The sequence below is a fragment of the Methanospirillum hungatei JF-1 genome (assembly GCF_000013445.1).
Taxonomy (GTDB): domain Archaea; phylum Halobacteriota; class Methanomicrobia; order Methanomicrobiales; family Methanospirillaceae; genus Methanospirillum; species Methanospirillum hungatei.
On the sequence record NC_007796.1, the window covers coordinates 457,118 to 480,736 of the forward strand.

The following is a 23,619-nucleotide window of genomic DNA, read 5'->3' on the forward strand; positions in this document are numbered from 1 at the left end:
CTGTTGCACAAACACAAAAAAAGCTTAATATAAATTATTAAAGCTTAATTATATATATTATTAAGATCAATATATTATATGTCTCATCGCTATAACATGATTAGAGGATATGGTAATGAACAACAATTTTTACTCCCTGTCAATGCGATGGACTGGCTATCTGAAAATGATATTACTTATGGCATATTAGAAATTCTTTCGATTCTCGATATTAGTCCATTTATTAATAAATATCGTGACGATGGTCGCGGTTCTGCCTTTTTTGATCCTCGTTCAATGCTTGGAATAATAATTTATTCAATGATTCGTGGAGAAAAATCTAGCAGAAAAATTGAGATGTGCTGCCATTATGATATTGGATATCGGATCGTCGCCAATAATCTTACACCTGACCATACAACGATCTATCGTTTCAAGAAGAATAATTCAAAAGAAATCAAATCCCTTTTTAAACAATTATCTCAAATTATCGTAGAATCCGGGATAGCAAGAATCGGTGTCCTAGCCCTCGATGGATCAAAATTTGGCTGTAATGCCTCTTTATCAGCCAATAAAAAATTAAAATACCTTGAAGCAGAGCTAGGTCGGCTTTTTGATGAATCACAGGAAATTGATGAGTTAGAAAACGATGATATAAATATTCAGGATATGGAGATTAACCGACTACCTGAGCATCTTTCAACAAAAGAAAAACGAAAGGAAGTTCTTAATCGGGCTAAAGAGAAATTAATTGAACGACATGATATCGAATCTAAAAAACAAGAAGAAAAGATTCTGGACCGCGAAAAAGAAGAATTAGAATCGGGTAAAAAGAAACGAGGTAGAAAGCCTTTAGAGCCTAAAAAAGAGCCATCTTCAGATTCAAAAGTAAATCTCACTGATCCTGAAAGTCAGATAATGTCAACCACCAATGGCTGGATTCAAGGGTATAATGGGCAGATTATCGTTTCTGAAAATCAATTTATCCTCGCTGCAATGATATCAGATGAGCAAAACGATAAAAAATTATTAATACCTATGCTAAATGAACTCGAAGACCTTTTTACGGGTATTCATCCATCAATTTCGCCTAATATACTACTATCTGATGCAGGTTATTTCTCATACCCGAATTCTTTAGCAGAATTGGATTATGGCATTCAACTCATCATCCCTCCTTCTAAAGAAAGAAAAATTCCAGAATATTCAGATAATGATGGGTATATCTCACGAATGGAAATGATATGTCGGGCGATTTGTATGGGAGAAATAATCACATTTCCGGAATTGCAAAGTATCGGGACGTTTGTTTGGCAATCTTTTATGAACAGAGAGAAACAAGCAACAACTCAGGAAATTTGTAAACGAGTTATGGAAGTACGTGTGAAATCCCCCACTGGTAGAGAGTTATATCGAAAACGAAAATACATGGTCGAACCAGTTTTTGGTAATATGAAACATAATATGAGGTTTAGGAGTTTCTCTCAAAAAGGGAAAGAGAATTGCGAGGGAGAATTCTTTTTAGCTGCATTAGTGCATAATATAAAAAAACTTATCAGATTTGAGGGTATAGTTAAAATTAAAGAATTTGCTACGAATATTATAAAACCGTCAAGAGGTTCAGGTTTTTCCTATATTTTTGCAAACACAGTATGTAAAGTGGGAATTGATACATGCAGGTTCATACATCAATTAGTCTATTTTGGTTGATAGCTTAAGGGGTAGAGATCGATCATTTGTGATCCTGCATGATATTGATCATTGGTGCAACACCCTCATAAGGAATTGTATTTGATTGAATGAGATCGGTGAGGATCTCTTCAGTGTTCTCCGGTCGGTTGGTAATCCGCTTAACCCATGAAAGATCTGTTCGAAGGTTCAGATCAGTGAGATTTTTTGGAATAATTTTCTGGTCACAGAATTCCCGGAGAAAGGACATAAGCATTGTCGGGTTATATACTGCATCGATATTTGTGTTGACAAAATGGTAGCCATTATACTGGCTTTTTATTACCTCATCAACCAGCTTCCTGGTAGATGGATCAATTCCATAATCCTGGTAGATTGTATCTATGAGAGAATTCACTTCAGTCTGGGTGAACCCAAGCATATGTTCAAAGGAAGAACCAAGGGTAAGAAATGTTCCGATATTATAACTGGAAGTCAGATCCTCAATAGTAATTGGGAGGACTCCGGTAATAAATACGTTTGCAACAGATCCTGTCTGTCTGCCTTCTTTAAGCACCTTGAAAAAGGTCCTGAAAAAACTGTCCCCCGATGTGATTTCCTCGTACAACCGGTCCTGATTCAAGGTAATAAGTTGGTTTACAAAGTTATCATATTCATCAATTATTATATATACCTGGGGGAATCCGGATTTAAGAGTATGGGATTAAATAATTACTCTTCTTCGTATTACAATGGCGTTTACACAATTTCTATTTGAAATCTATGAAATGGCAAATGCTCGATATCACGAGCCATGAAACAGGATTGGTAATGACTTTCATGATGCAGATACATGAGAATGTAGGTCAAAGAATATAAGAAAATTGTCGATAGTAATCAAACACCAAAACCTATTCATGATACATATTAATAATCTATACTTTCTCAACTTATTAATTGGGAGATCCTGTTACTGGCAATTCTCTCTTCATTCCTGAAAATTTTCACCACAATTATTTTCTTCCAATAGGACAAATTAGGAATTGCAATACTAATTTGGCAAAAATGATGATTCAGAGAACTGCCGGAGAGAAGCTGAAACAATTAGCCATTGGATTTCCAGCTGTTGCAGTAATCGGACCGCGTCAATCTGGAAAAACGACATTAGTCAGGGATATCTTTCCAGATATACCATATACGCTGCTTGAAGACCCGGATACCCGGCGGTTTGCTGAAGAAGACCCCCGGACTTTTCTTCTTCAATATACAAAAACAGGGGCAATTATTGATGAAGCTCAGCATGTTCCTCAGTTATTCTCCTACCTTCAGGGAATCATAGACAACAAGGACACGACTGGCAGATTCATTCTTACCGGATCCCAGAATTTCCTATTGATGGAAAAGATATCCCAGTCCCTTGCAGGAAGGATTGGAATTCTCAAGTTACTCCCCCTCTCCATGGATGAGTTACATCGGAATGGAATTCACAAAAAAAACTATGAAGATTATCTCTATCAGGGGTGCTACCCCAGACTTTACACCGATACTATCATTCCATCTGATTACTATTCCGCATATGTTCAGACATATCTGGAACGGGACCTCAGGCAATTAAAGCAGGTCCAGAATCTCTCATTATTCCAGACATTCCTGAGGATGTGTGCAAACCGGGTTGGACAAATTGTAAATTTTTCCTCACTTGGAAATGATTGTGGAATAAACTATAAAACTGCTCAGGATTGGTTATCGCTATTAGAGACATCCTTCATTGTATTTCTGGTAAGAACTCACCACAAAAATTTTAATAAAAGGCTTGTGCAAATGCCGAAACTCTATTTTACTGATCCCGGTCTTGCCGCCTATCTTATCGGAATCCGCTCATCTGAAGAGATTTTAAATCATCCCATGAAAGGCGGGCTATTTGAAACCTTTATCATCGGTGAGTTCCTGAAATACCGGTTAAACCGGGGATTTGAAAGTAATCTCTATTTCTGGAGAGATAAGAGTGGATATGAGATAGACTGTCTGATTGACAGGGCAGGGACTGAATTAATACCTGTTGAGATGAAAGCCGGAAGGACAATATCCGGAGATTATTTTAAGAATATTGAATATTGGAATAGATTATCCGGTCAGAAACCTGAGAGATCCTTTGTAGTGTATGGTGGTGTGACTAATCAGATGAGAGGTCAGTGTCATGTGCTACCCTATGATTCATTAGGGCCGATCTATGATTTACTCTAAAATTCCCGCCATTGAACCATTATATTGGTACCTGACACCAGATTTTCAGGAGGATTGGTTGGCATTTAGTTTTTCCCGTTGATAATCAGGCCGGGGGATTTCGGGTTATGAATAATAATATTTCATTGTAAATTAAAATTTATTTATTTTTTGTGACATTGAAAGAGTATATTGAATGCCTTAGAAATACATAATAATTATAAATATAATGATTATGAATGTAATTATATAAAATTTTATGGAAGACAGGATGAGTTATCACTGTTAACCATGCTCCATGAGAAGGCACCCTCATTTGCAGTCATAACCGGCCGGAGACGTATCGGAAAAACAGAACTTATTAAGGAATTTTTGAAAGGGAAGGATGGCATATACCTGTATGTTGATCCTCACAAAAATATTGATATCCTGATTGCTGAATATACCTCATACATTCGAGAAGTCCTTTCCCTTCCTCAATATATCTCATTTCCAACTCCCGAAGCCTTTCTGGAATTTCTCTTTGGGATTGAAAGACCATTTATCGTAGTTTTTGATGAATTCCAACGTTTCTTAGACATTTATCCCGCTTTTATTTCACAGCTTCAGAACATGTGGGATCTAAAGGGGAAAGAATCACATCTCTTTCTCATTGCTTCAGGTTCATCAGTCGGAATGATACAGAAGATCTTTATCGATACTAAAGCTCCTCTTTTCCGTCGGGCAGACTCAATTATCACCTTAAAGCCATTCCAGGCATCTGAATGCTTCTCCATTCTTGATGATCTTTGTGTCAACAACAGGGAAGAAAAACTACGATTGTATCTCCTCTTTGGTGGAATAATCTATTATTATCACATACTTGAGAAATATGGTTGTCATTCTTTTGAAGAAGCCCTGGATAGAGTGATTCTGAGTAATCTCGCTCCTCTTTCTCAGGAGATGAGTGCCATGCTGATAGAAGAGTTTGGTGGGGGTCATACGACATACTACGAGATTCTTGGAGCACTTGCAGACGGGAGATCTACCCAGAAGACGATTGCAGATCTGACTCATATTGCTCCAAGTTCTCTCCCCCCATATCTCACCGAATTATCAGATATTCTTGGCATCATTGAATACCGGGTGCCGGTAACTGAGGAGCGGTTCCATTCAAAAATGGGAAGATATCTCCTGAAAGATCCGTTTATCCGGTTTTATTGCAGGTATATCTATCGGAATATGACTCTGTACCAACATGGAAGGTATGACCTCCTGAAACAAAAAATCCTGGATGAATGGAATGATTTTGCCGGATGGCAGGTTGAAGAGATGGTCAGGGAATTATTGGTTCCCCGGCTTGCTACTGATTATGAACGGTTTGGATCCTGGTGGAACAGGCGGGGTGATGAGATTGATCTTCTTGCAATAGGGTCTGCTGGATCACTTGCTGTGGAGATAAAAAACCGGGAGCTGAGTTATGAAGATACGGAAATCATCCTGAAAAACCTTGAGGTGAAAACCGGTATGGTGAAGAGATTAACATATCCGGTAACCCTGGGCATAGCTGCAAGGACTGTAGAAGGGAGAGATATATTTACGAATAAAGGGGTTAAGGTTTTTGAACTGAATGAGTTAATCTGATCCAGAAACCAGAGAGATCCATCGTGATTCATGAACAAACCCTGCATAGAGTTTTAAGGGTATTTATATCAGAATTAATATTGCCGAAACTCTAATTATCTCCTGATGAAAAGAAAGAGTATCACATTAATCCTGCAGTCAGGTTTTTTCTGGGATGATGGAACAAACTGCAGGTTATGAGCTGAGAAAGTTGAATAATAATGATGGTTACCTTTCGTACATTCATTTTTCGAGAAGAGTAGGAAAAATACAGAAAATTAGGTGATACTCTTTCAAATATCAGTCATGGATCATTGGAAAAGTGATAGAGCCGTTGATCATATCGTTTTTTGACCTTATACAGATCGGTAAGTTTTATCTAGTCATAATTTATTATAGATTAGAGGGTGTTGCATGACTAAAATTTGGAAAATTTTTGGTAAGTACTTTTTCTTATCAACATCTTTAGAAAATTGTCTCCGATCATTCTGCCCAAAGATGATAATGCATCGGACAATATTGAATAAGGTATTCTAATACCCACTCCCTTATTACAGATAATATGCCGCTTCTTTTGCAGGATCAGTTCTCTGAATTTCTTCAACTCCCCTCTTGAACAGACCTTCCGAAGATTCTGTGTTAAACAAATCAAACTCCATTCATCCTGACAATGTGATATTCCCCTTCTCTGCAATTTTCTTAAATTGCGATTTTCTTTAATCCATCCAAATGCGGGTTCAACAATCGTTTTTCGTTGTGAATATGTCTTTTTGGCACCATACGGAGTCATTGTCACTTCCATAATCCCTTTAGCAATAGAAGCGGGTGTTGGAATATTATCATCTTGAATGAGATTTCTCGTACACCAATCACCAATAGATGCTAACGTTGGAATACTGCAAATGCCATCAAAAAGTTGATCGGAAATTCGTTCAAGTTCAAGTAAACTTCTCTCGAGGCCTCTAATACTGAAAATATCTGGTTCATGGCATGTAGAACAGAGAAATCCAATATCCTGCTGTTTCATATACAGATAGTTTTCATAGCTCCAATAACCAGCATCAGTAAGTAAATTAAGATATTCAAGCGATAAGCCGGTTAATTGAGCAATTTCCTCTAATCTTTCATAACATGGTTGAAGTAATCTGTAATCAACGGGTGAATTACTTAAAAACGGAACCAGAATATAGCCATCCTGGTTTACAATTATCTGGCCATTATATCCTTGAATACAACCAGGCCCACTTTTCATTATTGAACTATCAGGATCTGTAGTGTTTGCAAGACTTTGTTCATCAGGGTTTTTTGCAGGCTTTTTAGGTTTTCTACCTCGTTTCCTTTTTCCAGACTCTCTCTCCTCTTCCTCCCTTTGGGCAATCTTCTCTTCCTTTTTTTGGGATTTCTCCTTATGTTCAGCCTCAAGTCGTTCTTTTGCTTGAATGAATCGTTTTATCCTTTTTGAGTGAGTCTTAAAATCATCGGGAACCTCGTTACCTGATTTATCCGGGCCATAAAGACGATCCTCGACATCATCTTTTTCTTGGACTTCCTTTAGATATTTTTGAATTTCTCCCTCAATCTTTTCATATGGCATGTTCGATCCAAGTGAAGCATTCGCCTTTAGTTTTGTTCCATCCAAGGCGAGAAGGACGTTATTGATTAATCCTGCTTCATTAAGGAGAGTCAATACTGGAATGAAAAGTTGTCCAATAAAAGAACTGTTTTTCTTGATAAATCGCGAGATTGTGGAATGGTCTGGGAGAGAATTGCGGGTTACTATTCTAAATCCTACATCGTATCTGCATTTATTCTCTATTTGACGGCTTGAACGAACTCCATTAAAATATGAGTAAATGATCAAACCAGTCATTATTTCTGGATGATAAAATGCCGCACCTTGGCCGTCTTCCCGGTATTCCTTATATAATGGGGATAGGTCGAGAATTGAGATTAAATCAATTAATATATGACAGAAATCATCACTCGGAACCCAGTCTCTAATATCCTCAGGGAGAAGGTAAAGTTGTTCAAAATCCCGACCTATCGTATTATACATTGAGTATATGTTGGACGTACTAAGGTAAAGTACTTTTGATTGACCTTAGTTAAAAAATTATGGGGGGATCTGAGTTGTGCAACACCCTCATTATTATTTAATTATTTTGATATTTCGAAGGGACAGGTTTGCGAGTTATTCATGGGGAGAGTAGGGATATGTGTTTAAGGAATGTGATGATTACCACGTTTTTTTGCATCGGTTTGATTACAGGCATCTTTCATGTTTCAGCCCAATTAAGTGATTCAGGTATCTTTGGAGTTCAAAATATTGGAATACCGCTTATACCTGGTCATTCTGGTTCTGATTATATATTCATTGGTGATTATTCGGATGGGCAGATTCGGATCCTTGCTCCGGGTTTGTATTACTGCACAGATAATATGAGAACCACATCAGAAGACTATGCAATCCGACTCGAAAATCAGAGCGTTACACTGGATGGAAGTGGCCACCAGGTCATGGGTTCTGGAGGATTTTGTGATGGTGTGCAAATCCTGCCAGAGAGTTATCAGTGTATTATTAGAAATTTCAGTCTGATTTCAGATTTTTACCATGGTATTTATTCTGAAGGTGAATACGCATTCATACATAATAACACGATCAGAAATGCATCAGCCCATGGTATTCAATCAAGAGGAAATTATTCACAGATACATTTTAATACGGTTGAAGATACTGGTGATGTTTGTATCTTTTCATATGGTGATAATTCATCTTTATATCATAATTATGTCTTTCGGGGGAGGAACGGGATATTAAATCATGGAAATCATGCAGATATCTCAAGGAACTATGCTATCAATAATTATCGATATGGGATTGCTGCTGGAGGTGTCTATGTAGGTCCTGATCCTGGTGATACAGGAAAAGGGTACTATACGATCATGAAGGATAATATTGCCCTCATGAATGGGTATAGTGGATTGATCAGCTACATGCCGCATGGGGTTGTTCACGACAATATTGCCATTCAGAATTCTCGAGCTGGAATAGATACAACAGCTCGTAGTAATAATACGACTCTTTCAGGAAATATGGTGGTGAACAATTCTCTCGGTATCAGGATATCTGACCAGGCACGAGACCTCATCGTACGACATAATCGTATCACCGCTCATACACAGGCTGACCTCTTTATTCTTCAGAATAACAGTTGTGGGTATGGTGCGATATTTGATAATTACTTTGGGAGCCTTGTGCATCTTGATGGAGCAGGGCATATAGAAAATATCACCTGGACAAATCCGAATGGACCGACTCCAGGTAAAAACATCATATCAGGACCATTTATTGCAGGTAATTATTGGAGTAATCCTGATGGGAACGGCTGGTCTGATATCCAGGCTCCATCAGTGACCGGGTATTCGCAGGTTCCCTACGAGGTGAAGTCTGGCCAGGGTGTGTATGATACCGCTCCACTAGTCAGAATCGGTCATAATGTGTCATCTTTTGCTGATGAATGGACAATTATCCATCCCATTGGAAATATCACCTATCCCCGGTATTCAGATCCATACTATATAACACAGGCAAAACCCGGGGCTGTATTGAATAATCTCCGGGTAGATGGATTTTTGAATGCATCGGCTCCTTCTTATACCTTTTCATCTATTGATCAGGATCATATCATAGAAACGAATGGCAGCCCTGAACAGGATCAGGTTCATGTCCGGTTTACGTACTCACCCAGTGTTGGGAACTATCCTCTGAAAGTGCAATTTACTGATAATTCAATTGGAAGTCCGAATTCCTGGTACTGGCAGTTTGGTGATGGCAGTAATTCAACAGAGAAGGATCCGGAACATATATATATGATTCCTGGACGGTATTCGGTTTCACTCAGAGCGTTTAATGATATAACTGGGGGTAATTCAGTCTGTAATAATTGTATTACCGTTCTATAGTTGGATGATGCAGATGAGAGTCTTGCTATTCACCCATAATTTTTCTCATGTTTTTGTTGTAATGTCTCTTTAATTTTGCATTAATTATGGATTTTTATCGCGAAAAGAATGAATTATTAATTGAAATCTCGATATGTGATAGATAATATAATAATGTTATACATAGAAGAAAATGTATGGATGGGCTACATTCAGGACTAATAAAGACAATAATCTGTGTGGGTTTAGTACTCCTTCTGGGAGGGCTCATTCCTGTTATGGCTGAAGAACAGCCTGACCTGCATCATAAGATGTTTAATTCAGGAGTAAAAAGTTCGCTCTTTTTGGAAGACAGGGATGTAAATTACTCCCGAGAGAAGATACCGTCTGAAATGAGTAATTATGGTCCAAGAATGGAAACCCGGCAAGAAAATACTTCACTCTTTTCCACTGCCGGAATCCCGGTTGTAGAGCGGAACTGGCAGAGATCAGTAGGAGGATCAGATGATGAAGGGATCTGGTCCGTTCTTCATACAAATGATGGGGGATATCTAATTGGAGGGTATACATATTCAACAGATGGGGATGTCACTGGAAACCATGGATGGGATGATGCCTGGATTGTGAAACTGGGTCCTGCCGGCAACCTTCTCTGGCAGAAATGTCTGGGCGGTACTGATTTTGACAGCGCACGTTCTACCATTCAGACTTCTGGTGGCGGATATTTAGTGACCGGATTTACGGATTCAAATGATGGTGATGTCTCCGGCAATCATGGCTGGTCAGACATGTGGGCTCTGAAAACCGATTCCTCAGGTAATCTGGTTTGGCAGAAATGCCTTGGTGGAACAGATGATGAGAGTTCTCGTTCGGTCATTGAGACTACTGATGGCGGGTATCTTCTTGCCGGATACACCTGGTCAGATGATGGGGATGTTTCAGGCAATCATGGGTTGTCTGATTATTGGATTGTTAAAATCGATAACCTCGGCAATCTGATCTGGCAGAAGTGTTTTGGTGGTTCCGAATACGATCATGCATATTCAGTCATTGAGACATCTGACGGGGGATACCTGGTTGCAGGATATTCGTATTCCACTGATGGCGATGTCTCCGAAAATCATGGCAACAGTGATTATTGGGTAATAAAGATTGATAAATCCGGTAATCTGATCTGGCAGAAATGTCTGGGTGGTTCGGATTTTGAGTATGCACATTCAGTTATTGAGACATCTGACGGGGGATACCTGATTGCAGGATATTCGTATTCCAATGACGGCGATGTCTCCGAAAATCATGGCAACAGTGATTATTGGGTAATAAAGATTGATAAATCCGGTAATCTGATCTGGCAGAAGAGTCTAGGTGGATCAGATGATGATCATGCATATTCAGTCATTGAGACTTCAGATGGCGGATATCTGCTTGCCGGATATTCCTGGTCAGATGATGGCGATGTCTCTGGAAATCACGGATATGCTGACTATTGGGTAGTAAAACTTGATAATTCCGGTAATCTGATCTGGCAGCAATGCCTTGGTGGATCAGACTATGATGGTGCATATAGAGTAGTTCAAAATACTGATGGCAGATATTTTATTGGAGGTGATTCAGAATCAAATGACGGTGATGTTTCTGGAAATCATGGCTGGAGTGATATCTGGGTTACATTGGTCTCTCCAATGCATTCCATTTCCGCTTCGTCTGATCCTTGGTCGCTTGTCCATCCGTATGGGACAAAATCATATGTTGAAGGAACGAATGCACTGTATCTGACTCAGGGAAAACCTGGTGCCATCCTTGAAGATGTTCAGGTGGATGAGGTTTCACAGGGGAACATCTCACATTACACCTTTACTGATATCAATGATACCCATTCGATTAATACAACTGGAACGCCTGTACCTGGCCAAATTCATGTGATATTTACTATCTCTCCACAATCCGGAAGTGTTCCTCTAACAGTCGAGTTCAATGATACTTCTATAGGAGGACCTTCATCTTGGTACTGGCAGTTAGGTGATGGAACGAGCTCTCCGTTACAGAATTTGACCCATACCTACACCATTCCAGGAACATACACGGTCTCTCTCCGGGCTTATAACAGTCAGACCGGTGGATATGGAGTATGTAATGATTGTATCCAGGTAAATTCTTAATCTTATATTTTATCGGTCCGTTTTAGAAAATTCTTCACGAATGCTGTTTTGTAATTTCAAATATACGAAAACCAATGTTGCCTATGCAGTATAGAATAAACATCTGAATTCTGGCTTGTGGATATTCCTGTTTCAGGTTTTCTCCATATCTAAGGATCTGCGATGTATCCTGTTCCTGAAGATCCAATGTTTCTAGTGGGATTTTCAGTTTTTTCCATTCAGTATTGGAATAGTATTTGAATTCAATAATCCATCTGAGGCCAGCAAACCGCTCATGATATTTCCCTACGAATTCGAGATCTGTTCTTCCCTGTGGATATGAACGCTCAATATTCCAGGTAAACCATGAAAAGAGGATCTGGCTGCAGAACGAATAAAAAGTTGTCCGGTAAAAATTTTCATTCACCTGGGTAAATATTGCTTCGGGAAGTTTCTTAATATAGAGTTCCCAGTATTTGGAAAAGAGCATGTGAAGATCCGGATTCCTTCCAAACTCCTCCTGCACTGCTCCATAATCTGTTGTTATATCCATATGGTTTATCTCATTGAAATATTCAACCATGATGGCCCGCATTGAAAGATTAGGCAATTCTAATCTGAATTCATCTTTTTTTGTCAGCATTCCAAGATAAAAGAATGAGATCGGGTAAAAGTTCCGTTCAAAGAACTGACTCATATTAAACTTAGATACGAGGAGATTTCTGTTATACTGGATAGTGTCCTGCACCGTCAGTTCATGGACAAATTCCCCGGTCGTTTTCGGGTTACTACCAGTAATTCTTTTTACCCAGGATAAATCAGTTCGGAGGTTCAAATCGATAAGGTCTATTGGGATCTTCTGTTGCTCACATAGGAGATCTAGAAAATACATGAGCATGGTAGGATTATACAATTTTTCTCCTTCGGGATTCACAAAGGTATATCCGTTATATTGGTTTTTTATTGTCTCTTCTACCTGATCTCGCGAATCAGAAGGAAGGGAATAATCGTGAAATATCCTGTCAAGGAGATGATTTACCTCTTCCTTGGTAAATCCAAGCATATGTTCAAAGGTTGGAGATAAGGTGATAAATTTTCCAATATTGTAACTGGAAGTCAGGTCATCGATGGTAATCGGAAGAACTCCGGTGATAAAAACATTGGAAATAGCTCCCGTTTGCCTGCCCGCTTTTAGTACTTTAAAGAATGTTCTAAAAAAACTGTCTCCGGAGGTTATCTCCCGATACAGATGGTCCTGGTGAGTCGTAATGAGCTGATTTACGAAATTGTCATATTCATCAATAATAACATACACCTGGATTGAATGCGTAATGGCTATTTTATCCAACCATACAGATAAATTGGTGGAGGCGTTTCCTTCAGGTTGAACCGGTGGAAAGTCTTTTAATATATCTTCATAAGCAGACTGGACACTGATGAGGAGTTCATTGCAATATCGATTAAAATTATGCTCAATTTCAGAAAAATTTTTTGAGATTGGAATCGTTGAAAAATCATATTTGAGGACAATGAATGTATTGTGGGTATAAGTCGGGTTTTTTCCAATCCATGTGTGACCAAAAAGTGTTTGGAAACGCCCTGCTTCCTTTTTATCATAATAATAGTGAAGCATTGAGCAGAGTAGGGATTTTCCAAATCTTCGTGGTCTTAAAAAAACCGGGTTGTTAACGCTTTCAAGGTCATATATATATTTAGTTTTATCGATAAAGTAATAGGAGCCATTAATAATTTCTGCATAATTCATCACACCGTAAGGGATTTTTTGTTTCATGTTTTCATCAAATGTATATCTATGTGAGTTCCTGGTCTGGATCCATGCAGCTCTTTTTGTCTCAATTCATTTATAATTTGCCGGTAGGTTAGTGAGATTGGAATAATTCTGCCTCATTATTTCTATTATCTCTTGTATTATTCCTATTTTTTATAGTTTTGCAAGAAAATCATTTTCATCGATATATTTATTAGATAGTATATTAAAAAACTCATTAATCTATATTTATTCAAGGGGGAGTAATGAAATGATGGGGAATTTTTTCAAACTTAAAAACATTTTATTGGTACTTTTTGTACTTATTAGCATAACATTATCCTGTTATGGGGAAGAAAATGCGGCAGATGTTCCTGTGGCATCATCAGCTCCAATTAATCCAGAATACCTGAAGTATTTGGAAAGGGTTAATGCTTTAAATGAGACCGGTGAATTTGCACTTGGCTATGAACCTCCGGTGATTTCATTTGATCATCTGATTGGGAAACGTCCCTTTGATTCAAATGTTCAGGATTTGTATCCTTCATCGTATGATCTCAGAACCTTTGATAAATTAACACCAATTAAAAATCAGAATCCCTGGGGTACCTGCTGGGCATTTGGATCACTTGCATCACTTGAGTCTTCACTGAAACCAAATCAGACTTACGATTTTTCTGAAAAACATGTAGTCAATCGCAATCTCTGGCTCACTGGTCCTAATACCGGAGGGAATTATCTTAAATCCGGAGGTTATCTTGTCGCCTGGATGGGGCCGGTGAATGAGACGACCGACCCGTATCCTGTTGACACATGGAATTATACTTCCCCTTCAGGTCCTATAACGAAACATGTTCAGGAAATTTACTGGATTCCAGGTATGGCTAACGCTTCAGATCTGGAGACAATTAAGAGTTCAATTGTAAACAATGGTGCTTTGATTAGTTCGTTTTACTGGAATCCCGCGTCGTATAATTTCACCCATAAATCATATTACTGTCCGACATGTTCAGGTTCCAACCATTGTATTAATCTGGTAGGTTGGGATGATAATTACAACAGGAATAATTTCACCACTCCTGCGCCTGGTGATGGTGCATTTCTGCTTAGAAACAGTTGGGGTACCAGCTGGGGTGATCAGGGATATGGATGGATATCGTATCATGATCCGACAATTGGGAAATACAATGCCCATATCTTTGGTTCGGATGTGAATGATTATTCGGGTATTTATCAGTATGATCCTGCTGGGACTTCATCGTATATTGGCATTCCCTCAACAAGCATCTGGGGCGGAAATATTTTTACTGCGACGGCAGATGAAAACCTTACCGCAGTTGGTTTTTATACAAATGATGTCTCTGCTACCTACGATGTTCGTGTTTATAAAAATCCAACAGCAGGAGGGCCAGTTGGTTCGACCATTCTTTCACAGAAGACTGGGACAATACCGATGAGTGGGTATCATACAATTAGTCTTGATACACCAGTTTTCCTTTCCGTTGGTGATATCTTTTCAATTGTTGTTCACTTGACAAATCCAAGTTATGGATATCCACTTGCAGTCGAGAATCCTGCTTCTGGGCCTATTGGTAATACATGGTCTGCAAATCCGGGTGAAGGATATGTCAGTTCAGATGGAAATTCCTGGACTGATATAGTAACAATTCCTGGTTTTGTAAATACCAGCATATGCATTAAGGGGTATACCAATACTATAACACCTCCTCCTGTAGCCAATTTCACCTCGAATGTGACAACAGGTCTTGTTCCTCTTACTGTCCAGTTCACCGATACGTCAACAGGCAGTCCCACGTCCTGGCTATGGAACTTTGGTGAAGGAAATACTTCATCAAGCCAGAATCCGGTTCACACGTATACCACTGCAGGTTTGTATACCGTAAACCTGACTGCTTCGAATGCCGGTGGTTCAGATACAAGAGTTGCACCAGGTTATATCAATGTAACAAATCCGGTCCCATTGCCTCCTGTTGCCAGCTTTACCTCAAACGTCACATCTGGAGACATCCCCCTCTGTGTCCAGTTTAATGATACATCTACCGGAAATCCAACGTCGTTTTACTGGACATTTGGAGATGGTGCAAATACTACAATCCGAAACCCGATTCATACCTATGAAACACCCGGCCTGTATACCGTAACCCTCTCCGTCGCAAACTCTGCTGGCTCTAACCTGACGTCAAAAGCGGGTTATATTAATGCAACATCTCCTCTTCCGAATCCATTCGTGACAGGTATCTATCCGAATTTTACAAAGGCTGGAATGAATGTAGGATTTAATCTTACTGGTAATTATTTCAGTGAAGGCTCGATAGTCAACCTTACCATGAGTGGTTATAGTAATATCACTACATTTGGTAATCTGTCAGGAAGCAATCTGACTGGATTTTTTGATATTCCATCTGGTACTGCAACAGGGATGTGGAATGTCAGTGTGAACCGCTTTGGTCAGTATAGTAATGATAATGTTCAGTTTCAAGTGCTGCCACCCGTTCCTCCGGTAGCAAGTTTCATTGGAATTCCACGTACTGGTGTGGCCCCGCTGTTTGTTCAGTTTGCTGATACATCCACTGGCGGTCCGACATCATGGAGCTGGAGTTTTGGCGATGGTGGTCTTTCTACCGATCAGCATCCAAGTCACACATATTCTGGAGCTGGTCTGTATACGGTGAGTCTGAATGTCTCGAACAGTGGCGGTTCCAATGTTACGACTGCTCCTGGTTATATCAACGTGACAAGTTCTGTTGTTCCACCTGTAGCGAGTTTTACTGGCAGTCCCCGTAGCGGTGTTGCCCCGTTATCGGTTCAATTTACTGATACATCCACTGGCGGACCAACCAACTGGACCTGGAGTTTTGGCGACGGTGGTCTTTCTACCGATCAGCATCCAAGCCACACATATTCCGGAGCTGGTCTGTATACGGTGAGTCTGAATGTCTCGAACAGTGGCGGTTCCAATGTTACGACTGCTCCTGGTTATATCAACGTGTCAAGTTCTGTTGTTCCACCTGTAGCGAGTTTTACTGGCAGTCCCCGTAGCGGTGTTGCCCCATTATCGGTTCAGTTCACAGATTCCTCAACTGGTAATCCTACTACATGGAACTGGAACTTTGGCGATGGGCTTTCATCTACGATGCAACACCCAATGCACACCTATGCAGGACCAGGGCAGTTTACCGTCAATCTAACCGTATCGAATACAGCAGGAACTGACACCCTCACAGCACCAGATTATATTTCGGTTTCTGGACCTCCCTCACATTATTCAATTAACGCAAGTTCCGGACCAAACGGGCGAATAGATCCCTCAGGGTTAATAATTATCCCTGCCGGTGGAAATCAGAGATTTTCCATGATTTCGGATACCGGTTATCAGGTCGGTGATGTTCTTGTTGATCAGGCAAGTGTTGGGCCAGTCGGATGGTATGAATTCAGGAATATCAGTACTAATCATACCATTTCGGTCAATTTCGAGAGAATACCTGGACAGAAATTAGTGAATGCTTCGGCAAACCGTTGGAGTATCGTGTATCCTCCAGGTATTTCAGCATACCAGGAAGGAACGAATTGTACATATATTACTCAGGCAAAACCGGGGGCAGAAATGAAACAGATTTTAATTGATTCAGTCGAACAGAATCTTTCAGAATTCTGGACATTTACAAATATTTCTGATGATCATAATATCTACACATATAGCGAACCAATACCTGATCAGATCCATGTATTCTTCAGAGGGGCACCTTCAACTGGATCAGCTCCTCTGGGCGTGCAGTTTATTGATGAATCCATTGGTACCCCTACGTCCTGGCTCTGGCAATTTGGCGATGGTGAAAAATCATACGATCAAAATCCATATCATGAGTACCAGTCACCTGGAATTTACACCGTAACACTTCGTGCATATAATGGAAAGACCGGGGGGTATGGTGTATGGAGCGATGGGGTAATCGTCAAATAATTTTTTCATCTTGGATTATTTTATGATAAACTCAAAAAATAATTTTCATGCTTTTTTTCTTAAAATATGATTTAAAATGGGATTAAGGCAAGCGCATCGTTGAATATTCCACTTGTATTTGGGTTGTGTTCTTTTAAATTACCAATAATGATATAGATTGAGTTGTCATTATAGAACGAATAGAGGAAAAAAATTTATCTTGTTAATATATTGTTTTGTACTCAGATTTAAGAAAAAGATTCCTCAATCGTTTTTTAAAATTAAAAGAAAAAAATAGTTAATATTTCATATATCTTTATAACCCATAATCTATATAACCTATTCAATAATTAATACTATTATCCTGATCAAGGGAATGATGGTTATTTGGTGGGGTTATAATGATAGAGAGTAACATCGAAAAAATATTTTCCAAGACCTATTTGGTAAAATGGTTAGTATGTCTTCTAACCTTTTTAATGTCTTTAGTTTTGGTCCAACCTGGGACAGCACTATTGTACCCGTCTTTTTATGGGATGAACCAGGCAAATATGACTCTGGTTGTATCAGATAATTTCTCTCAGGATAATCTGGCATATGGAGATTTTTTATATCTGTTTGATACCACGACTGCAAGTGCCGGTGATTCAGTTAATACGAGACATTGGAATATTACGGTAACAGAACCAACTGCATATAGTGGATCACGTGATTCATATATTCCAAATCCAGTATTCGGTCCGTTTTTAAATGAAACTTCGATTATTGTAAATCTTACGTTAACAAACGCCACATCTGTCAGTTATAATGGAACTGATGTGTACCAGGTTATAGATGGTAGGAAATGGATTAGACCATCATATTCGGTAACCGCTGATTTCCGAAACAAAACAGCAACTAATCCGATAGGGACAATCCGGTTTAATGACACTTCTGAAGAACTCCTGTTTCCGATGGCAGAGATCACCGATTGGTGGTGGAAGGTAACCGATAATTCTGGTGTACCACAAAACACGTCAGGTTGGGATAATTTTACAGTCAATATGACTGATACCGATTATTATCAGGTAAATCTGACCGTGAGGAATAGTCAGGGGAATCTTGCCTCCTTATCTGGGTATACTGGAGCTCCAGAGGATGGAAATGGTCTTATTGCTAATTTTGCTGCAGTACCTGTTGCTGGAACTGCTCCCTTAAATGTGAGTTTTATTGATCTTTCATCTGGGGAAATAACAAGTTGGGATTGGGATTTTGATTTCCTCGGTATTGATTCCACGAATTTACATAGTTCATATAATCAGAATCCCACTCATACCTATAAGAAACCAGGGATTTATTCTGTTAATCTCACAATTTATGAGGGTTCGAACAGTAAATCTTGTCTAGCTGGAGACATGATCACGGTTTATCCTCCTCCGGTTTACCTGGCTGTAGCTCCAACAAAAGGTGAGAAGCCATTGAATGTTACGGTTATTTCACGGTCCTATGGGCTGAATGCATCACCAATATATGAATGGGACTTCGGAAATGGAATGGTAGTTAATACCACAACACCTTCGTACGTGTATACCTATAATCCGGGTGGTGTGAATCCATCTCAATCATGGAATTATACTATTCGTCACACCGTGTATTCTGACGGGGTTGCGTATCCTGCGCAAAATACCCAGAATGTAACTATTGAAACACCTGCTCCACCCAGGGCACGATTTGCAGCGGTTCCACAATCTGGACCAGCCCCGCTGAAAGTATCTTTTGTTGATCAGTCTGAAGGGAAAGAACCATTTGATTATATCTGGAATTTCGACGATGGAAAACCGAATGTGTATGATGTTCAGAATCCTACGGTAACTTTTGAGACGCCGAAAGTCTACAATGTTACGTTATACTTTAATGCATCAAATGGTGCTGATCAGGCGTATGTTCTAGTGAATGTTACTGAACCTGTTCCTCCAGTCATTGATTTCGCCGTCGCGCCGACAAAGGGTTATAACCCTCTGAATGTGACGGTGATATCTCAGTGCAGCGGTCTGAATGAATCCCCTGTTTTTGAGTGGGACTTTGGTAATGGAACAAAAAGGACGACTACTGATTTATCATATGTGTATCAGTACAAGCCATATAGTCCAAATCCGAATATGGTGTGGGAATATCCGATAAATCTTACGGTTTACTCGGATGGGCTGATTTACTATGCATCGAAAAGCAGAAATGTGACTGTGGAAAATGCACCAACTCCAAAAGCTGCATTTAATGCTTATCCCCGAATCGGGTCGAGACCTCTTGAGGTTTCATTCTTTGATCAGTCAATTGGACAGGAACCTATCAATTATGAGTGGTATTTTGGAGATAATACTCCAAAGGTATTTGAGCAGAACCCGGTTCATGTGTACAATGAAACTGGAGAATTTAATGTTACTTTGATGATTCATGCGAAGAATGGGAATGACATAATTAATCAAACTGGTTTAATCCGCGTGACAGATTATCCGATTCCTAATGTATCATTTAGTATGGCTCCTGTGAGTGGATACGCGCCCTTGAAAGTATCCTTCATTGATCAGACTTGTAAACAGGACTGTTCATATGAATATTTCTGGCAGTTTGGTGAAGGAAATACTTCTACGAAAAGGAATCCGGTCTGGGAATATGTGACGCCTGGTAATTATTCTGTAAATCTTACTGTGACGGATAAGTATGGAGTCAGTGGAAAAGGAAATGGTCTGGTGAATGTTACAGTCATGCAGCCTTCTGGTGGGGATGATGGGCAGTTAGTTGCGAATTTTACTGCATTATCCACAAGAGGAGTAGCACCTTTTGAGGCTCATTTTATTGACCAGTCAAGTGGCAATCCAAAAGGTTGGAGATGGGATTTTAGTGATAAAAATGTTTCATTTGATCAAAGTCCAAATCACACTTTTTTCAAACCTGGAATATACAACGTTACCTTAGAGGTATATAATAAGACATCGTATTCATCAAATATTACAAAACTTGATTATATTACTGCAATATCTCCCATAATTGATGCATGGTTTTCATTTCGATATATTGGTGATCAATCAACCCGCCTTGTTCAATTTTTTGATGGTTCAAAAGGAGTTGGAATAAATAGCTGGGAATGGACATTTGGGGATGGAACTACTTCAACAGAGATCAACCCTGTTCATTTATATAGTTCGAAAGGAATTTACAATGTAAAATTGCTAGTATCCAATGGATATGCTAAGGATATTTTTGAGTATGTAGTTTACATTTAATAATCCTTTTTGCATCTTTTTTGATTATTGCTACAGAGGAAATTTAGTTAAATTTATATATTATTTTTTATATAGCATAATCTATTGATTGTTTGGTTTTTGTGGTCTGACCATGATCAAACATATTCATTGGGGGAGCAATTCAAAATGATTGAAAAAACATTTGAATTTCAGGAAAGAAATTCTAAACTACAAAATCGATGGGGTTTTGGTATTGTTGTACTGATGTGTTCTGTACTTTGTTTAATCATTTTTTCTAATATTGTATCAGCTGAAATGACAATCAGTGGTCCTGATTCGGTTAAGCGGGGGAATGATTCTTTTACGGTTATTGTTAATGAAACAGTTCGGCCATCAGAATCATATTATTTTGGTTTGATCATTAATCCTCAAACAATGACTGGTGATGTATGCGATAGACCTCCCTACATTATTGATGATTTTATTTATTCAAAAATACCAGGTCAGGCATGGGATGCATATTATGAGCCGGAACAGGATAAAGGAGAAAAATTTTATGAATTATCTCCCAATAATCTCTCGTACCCATCAAATAGCACATGCTGGGATGTTCCATGGAATGGTACGCATTATATGGTAGAATTATGGGCTGATCAATACAATACCGGAGATTGGTATTTAACACCAGATGGAATATGGCACCATGATATAAATATTGGCTTAAGATATCCGGATTTTTCAACCTCCGTGAAACCCGGTGAATATACTTTTCATGTTCAAAAAGCATCAGCTCATCGTAAACCAAATCTGCCAAAACCAGTAAGTCCAGTTCGGAAAATTGATTTTGAGGATTATAAGGTAAATATTGTTGTTGGTGGTTTTGACTTTTCTTTTTATGATTATTCGGCATATTATAGTATACCACCTGAATTGATACCCGTTAACTCAGCTGGTAAAGGTGAAAAAGTTATATTGAATGGAACAAATTTTGATAGCGATGCTATTTATCTTTGGATTACTGGTGAAGGCTTACCGAAATGTGGAACGTCATTAAAGGTTAATAATTTACCCGTAAATTCTAATGACCCTCTTATTGTAGGCTTCACTGATCGAAAGAATGGGACTTGGGAATATAAATGGGATATTTCTGAAACAATTCTTGAGCCTGGCAAATATACGATATATGCATCGACAATTAATCCCGATGATCTAGTAACAGAATTTTTCAATCGTCCAAATGAATGTGGATCAATTTGTAAAACACGAGAAGAAGGTGTTTGTGCATTACTGGATTGTCCTACCTGCACCTGTTTGGCACCAATTATCAAAAAAGATTTTACAATTACTGAATTAACAACGAATATTAATTCAATTGATAAGGTTGAACCCTGTTGTTGCCCTGGTTACCCATGTGGGTTTACGTCATCTTTGGTCAATATTACATTAAGTGGTATATTTGGTGATTCACGAACTCCCATGCAGATTTGGATGTTTGGTAATAATCAAATATATGATAAGAATTATCTATTTACTGATAATTTCACGACCTTCCTGGATGCAGATGGAAGCTTCCAATTAGATATTTATGAGTATTTATTAAAGCCAAATGGGTTAGATTTATGTGATTTGGATAATGGAGAGTATTATTTACTTGTTCAACTACCCGGACAAACAAACCAGTCAAAACAAGTTTTTGATGTTACATTAGAAAATTCAACATTTTATAAAAAAATCTCCACTTTAGAGCCGAATACATTTTTAATGTCTAACCTCACAAAAGACAATCTGTATGTTGTAAAGTCAGATCCATTTTTCTGGACAAAGGCATTTCCAGTTTTAGGTCCGAATTCATATACTGGTAAACGAGCCTTTGATAAATTAACAACCCTTTTAGATGAGGCATGGGTCAGGGACCGATATGTGACAACATCATTCTTCCTAGAACCTATCCGTTGTAAACAAGATGCTTTAAGCTTCATTGCTACCCCGCAGGAAGGCTATGTTCCATTAACGGTTCAATTTACAGATCAATCAACCTTTAATGGGACCGCTTATTCTTGGGATTTTGGAGATGGTTTAACATCTACAGAGAAAAACCCTCAACACATTTATAATAAATCTGGAATTTATGATGTTACATTAACAATTGAGGGTACAGGGACAGACGGAAAGCAGAAGAATCCGTTAAGGAAATACAATTATATTATTGTACGGGACATTCCTGCAAAATATTATGATCCAGTTGCAGACTTTACCATATCCAAGGTTGCAAATGAACCATTCAGTATTCAGTTCATCGATCAGAGTTATGGTGCAACCCCGCTGACAAGTATCTGGGACTTTGGGGATAACTCAACATCTGGAGAGAAGAGTCCAAAACACCAGTATGCATCTGCTGGAACATATACTGTTAATCTGACAGTAAAGGATCAGTATGACAAAGAATCAACCAAGACTCAGGACATCCTTGTCCCATCGGTCAGTCCTCCGGTTCCTGACTTTGAATTTACTATAAACCCCAATCAGATGAAACAGGTGCAGTTTACTGACAAATCCCAAGGAGAGATCACCTCATGGAAATGGACCTTTGGTGACGGTCTGGGCTCATCAATACAAAGCCCTGAACACCTGTATACCACGTATGGAACATTTTCAGTCACTCTGACGGTTGGAAATAATGCCGGTTCACAGTCATTCACAAAGGAAATCACACTGATCGATCCAAAGGTCTCTGCAGACTTTTCATGGGAAGATATTGGTGAGAGAACCGTGAGGTTTTTGGACAATTCGAAGGGGCTCATCACCGAGTGGACTCTTGAGTATGGCGATGGCAAAGTCGACCAGTTCACAGAAGCATGGGATGAAGTCGAGCATACCTACTCTCAACTCGGCAGATATTATGCGAAATTGACTGTTAAAAATGATTATAATAAAGATTCTGTTACAAAACAGATCGATGTTCTCAAACGGCAATAAATATCTTTACAATCTCTCTTTTTCTCTTTTAAAAAAGTGATAATCTTTTTTTTTCTTCAGTATTAAAAAAGAATAATAGAAATATTTATATTCTTCATTAAATATATGATGTATATTATCACAGAATGGGGGCTATTGAGC

At 38.9% G+C, this 23,619-nt stretch carries 11 protein-coding genes; 8 read left to right on the forward strand and 3 right to left on the reverse strand.

Annotated features, from left to right (window positions below; all coding sequences use genetic code 11):
* Positions 1-78: 78 nt before the first annotated feature.
* A complete protein-coding gene (locus tag MHUN_RS02135) occupies positions 79-1,689 on the forward strand; it encodes an IS1182-like element ISMhu2 family transposase (protein ID WP_011447087.1) in 1,611 nt (536 codons plus the stop codon).
* 22 nt (positions 1,690-1,711) lie between these two features.
* Here the strand turns inward: MHUN_RS02135 and MHUN_RS02140 are convergent, their stop codons facing one another.
* Positions 1,712-2,335, reverse strand: coding sequence for an AAA family ATPase (locus MHUN_RS02140; RefSeq protein WP_275039207.1), 624 nt, complete (start codon positions 2,333-2,335; stop codon positions 1,712-1,714).
* A 377-nt stretch (positions 2,336-2,712) separates the two neighbouring features.
* Here MHUN_RS02140 and MHUN_RS02145 point away from each other — a divergent pair, with 377 nt between their 5' ends.
* Positions 2,713-3,891, forward strand: a complete 1,179-nt coding sequence (locus MHUN_RS02145; RefSeq protein ID WP_011447468.1) for an ATP-binding protein — start codon at positions 2,713-2,715, stop codon at positions 3,889-3,891.
* Positions 3,892-4,062: 171 nt separating this feature from the next.
* Positions 4,063-5,493, forward strand: coding sequence for an ATP-binding protein (locus MHUN_RS02150; protein WP_011447469.1), 1,431 nt, complete (start codon positions 4,063-4,065; stop codon positions 5,491-5,493).
* A gap of 397 nt (positions 5,494-5,890) precedes the next feature.
* Here MHUN_RS02150 and MHUN_RS02155 read toward each other — a convergent pair whose 3' ends face one another.
* Positions 5,891-7,528 carry an IS1182-like element ISMhu1 family transposase gene (locus MHUN_RS02155; RefSeq protein WP_011447217.1) on the reverse strand — a complete coding sequence of 546 codons (1,638 nt, stop codon included), beginning with the start codon at positions 7,526-7,528 and terminating at the stop codon, positions 5,891-5,893.
* A 176-nt stretch (positions 7,529-7,704) separates the two neighbouring features.
* Here MHUN_RS02155 and MHUN_RS02160 point away from each other — a divergent pair, with 176 nt between their 5' ends.
* Both MHUN_RS02160 and MHUN_RS02165 read left to right on the forward strand, forming a co-directional pair.
* A complete protein-coding gene (locus MHUN_RS02160; protein ID WP_048067210.1) occupies positions 7,705-9,435 on the forward strand; it encodes a NosD domain-containing protein in 1,731 nt (576 codons plus the stop codon).
* A 176-nt stretch (positions 9,436-9,611) separates the two neighbouring features.
* Complete coding sequence (locus MHUN_RS02165; RefSeq protein ID WP_083758380.1) at positions 9,612-11,573, forward strand: PKD domain-containing protein; 1,962 nt, start codon at positions 9,612-9,614, stop codon at positions 11,571-11,573.
* Positions 11,574-11,607: 34 nt separating this feature from the next.
* Here MHUN_RS02165 and MHUN_RS02170 read toward each other — a convergent pair whose 3' ends face one another.
* A complete protein-coding gene (locus MHUN_RS02170; RefSeq protein ID WP_239441559.1) occupies positions 11,608-13,317 on the reverse strand; it encodes an ATP-binding protein in 1,710 nt (569 codons plus the stop codon).
* 379 nt (positions 13,318-13,696) lie between these two features.
* Between MHUN_RS02170 and MHUN_RS17105 the strand changes: the two genes are divergently transcribed.
* The 3 genes from MHUN_RS17105 (at position 13,697) to MHUN_RS02185 (ending at position 23,478) form a co-directional block, all read left to right on the forward strand.
* Positions 13,697-17,302, forward strand: a complete 3,606-nt coding sequence (locus tag MHUN_RS17105; protein ID WP_158498131.1) for a PKD domain-containing protein — start codon at positions 13,697-13,699, stop codon at positions 17,300-17,302.
* Positions 17,303-17,817: 515 nt separating this feature from the next.
* Positions 17,818-20,541, forward strand: a complete 2,724-nt coding sequence (locus tag MHUN_RS02180) for a PKD domain-containing protein (RefSeq protein WP_048067211.1) — start codon at positions 17,818-17,820, stop codon at positions 20,539-20,541.
* A gap of 147 nt (positions 20,542-20,688) precedes the next feature.
* Positions 20,689-23,478, forward strand: coding sequence for a PKD domain-containing protein (locus MHUN_RS02185; RefSeq protein ID WP_011447475.1), 2,790 nt, complete (start codon positions 20,689-20,691; stop codon positions 23,476-23,478).
* The last annotated feature ends 141 nt before the right edge of the window (positions 23,479-23,619 follow it).

Coding starts and splice junctions, on each gene's coding strand:
- MHUN_RS02135 (WP_011447087.1), top strand. CDS start 79: ATGTCTCATCGCTATAACATGATTAGAGGATATGGTAATGAACAACAA.
- MHUN_RS02145 (WP_011447468.1), top strand. CDS start 2,713: ATGATGATTCAGAGAACTGCCGGAGAGAAGCTGAAACAATTAGCCATT.
- MHUN_RS02155 (WP_011447217.1), bottom strand. CDS start 7,528: ATGTATAATACGATAGGTCGGGATTTTGAACAACTTTACCTTCTCCCT.
- MHUN_RS02160 (WP_048067210.1), top strand. CDS start 7,705: ATGATTACCACGTTTTTTTGCATCGGTTTGATTACAGGCATCTTTCAT.
- MHUN_RS02165 (WP_083758380.1), top strand. CDS start 9,612: ATGGATGGGCTACATTCAGGACTAATAAAGACAATAATCTGTGTGGGT.
- MHUN_RS02170 (WP_239441559.1), bottom strand. CDS start 13,317: ATGAATTATGCAGAAATTATTAATGGCTCCTATTACTTTATCGATAAA.
- MHUN_RS02180 (WP_048067211.1), top strand. CDS start 17,818: ATGAACCAGGCAAATATGACTCTGGTTGTATCAGATAATTTCTCTCAG.
- MHUN_RS02185 (WP_011447475.1), top strand. CDS start 20,689: ATGATTGAAAAAACATTTGAATTTCAGGAAAGAAATTCTAAACTACAA.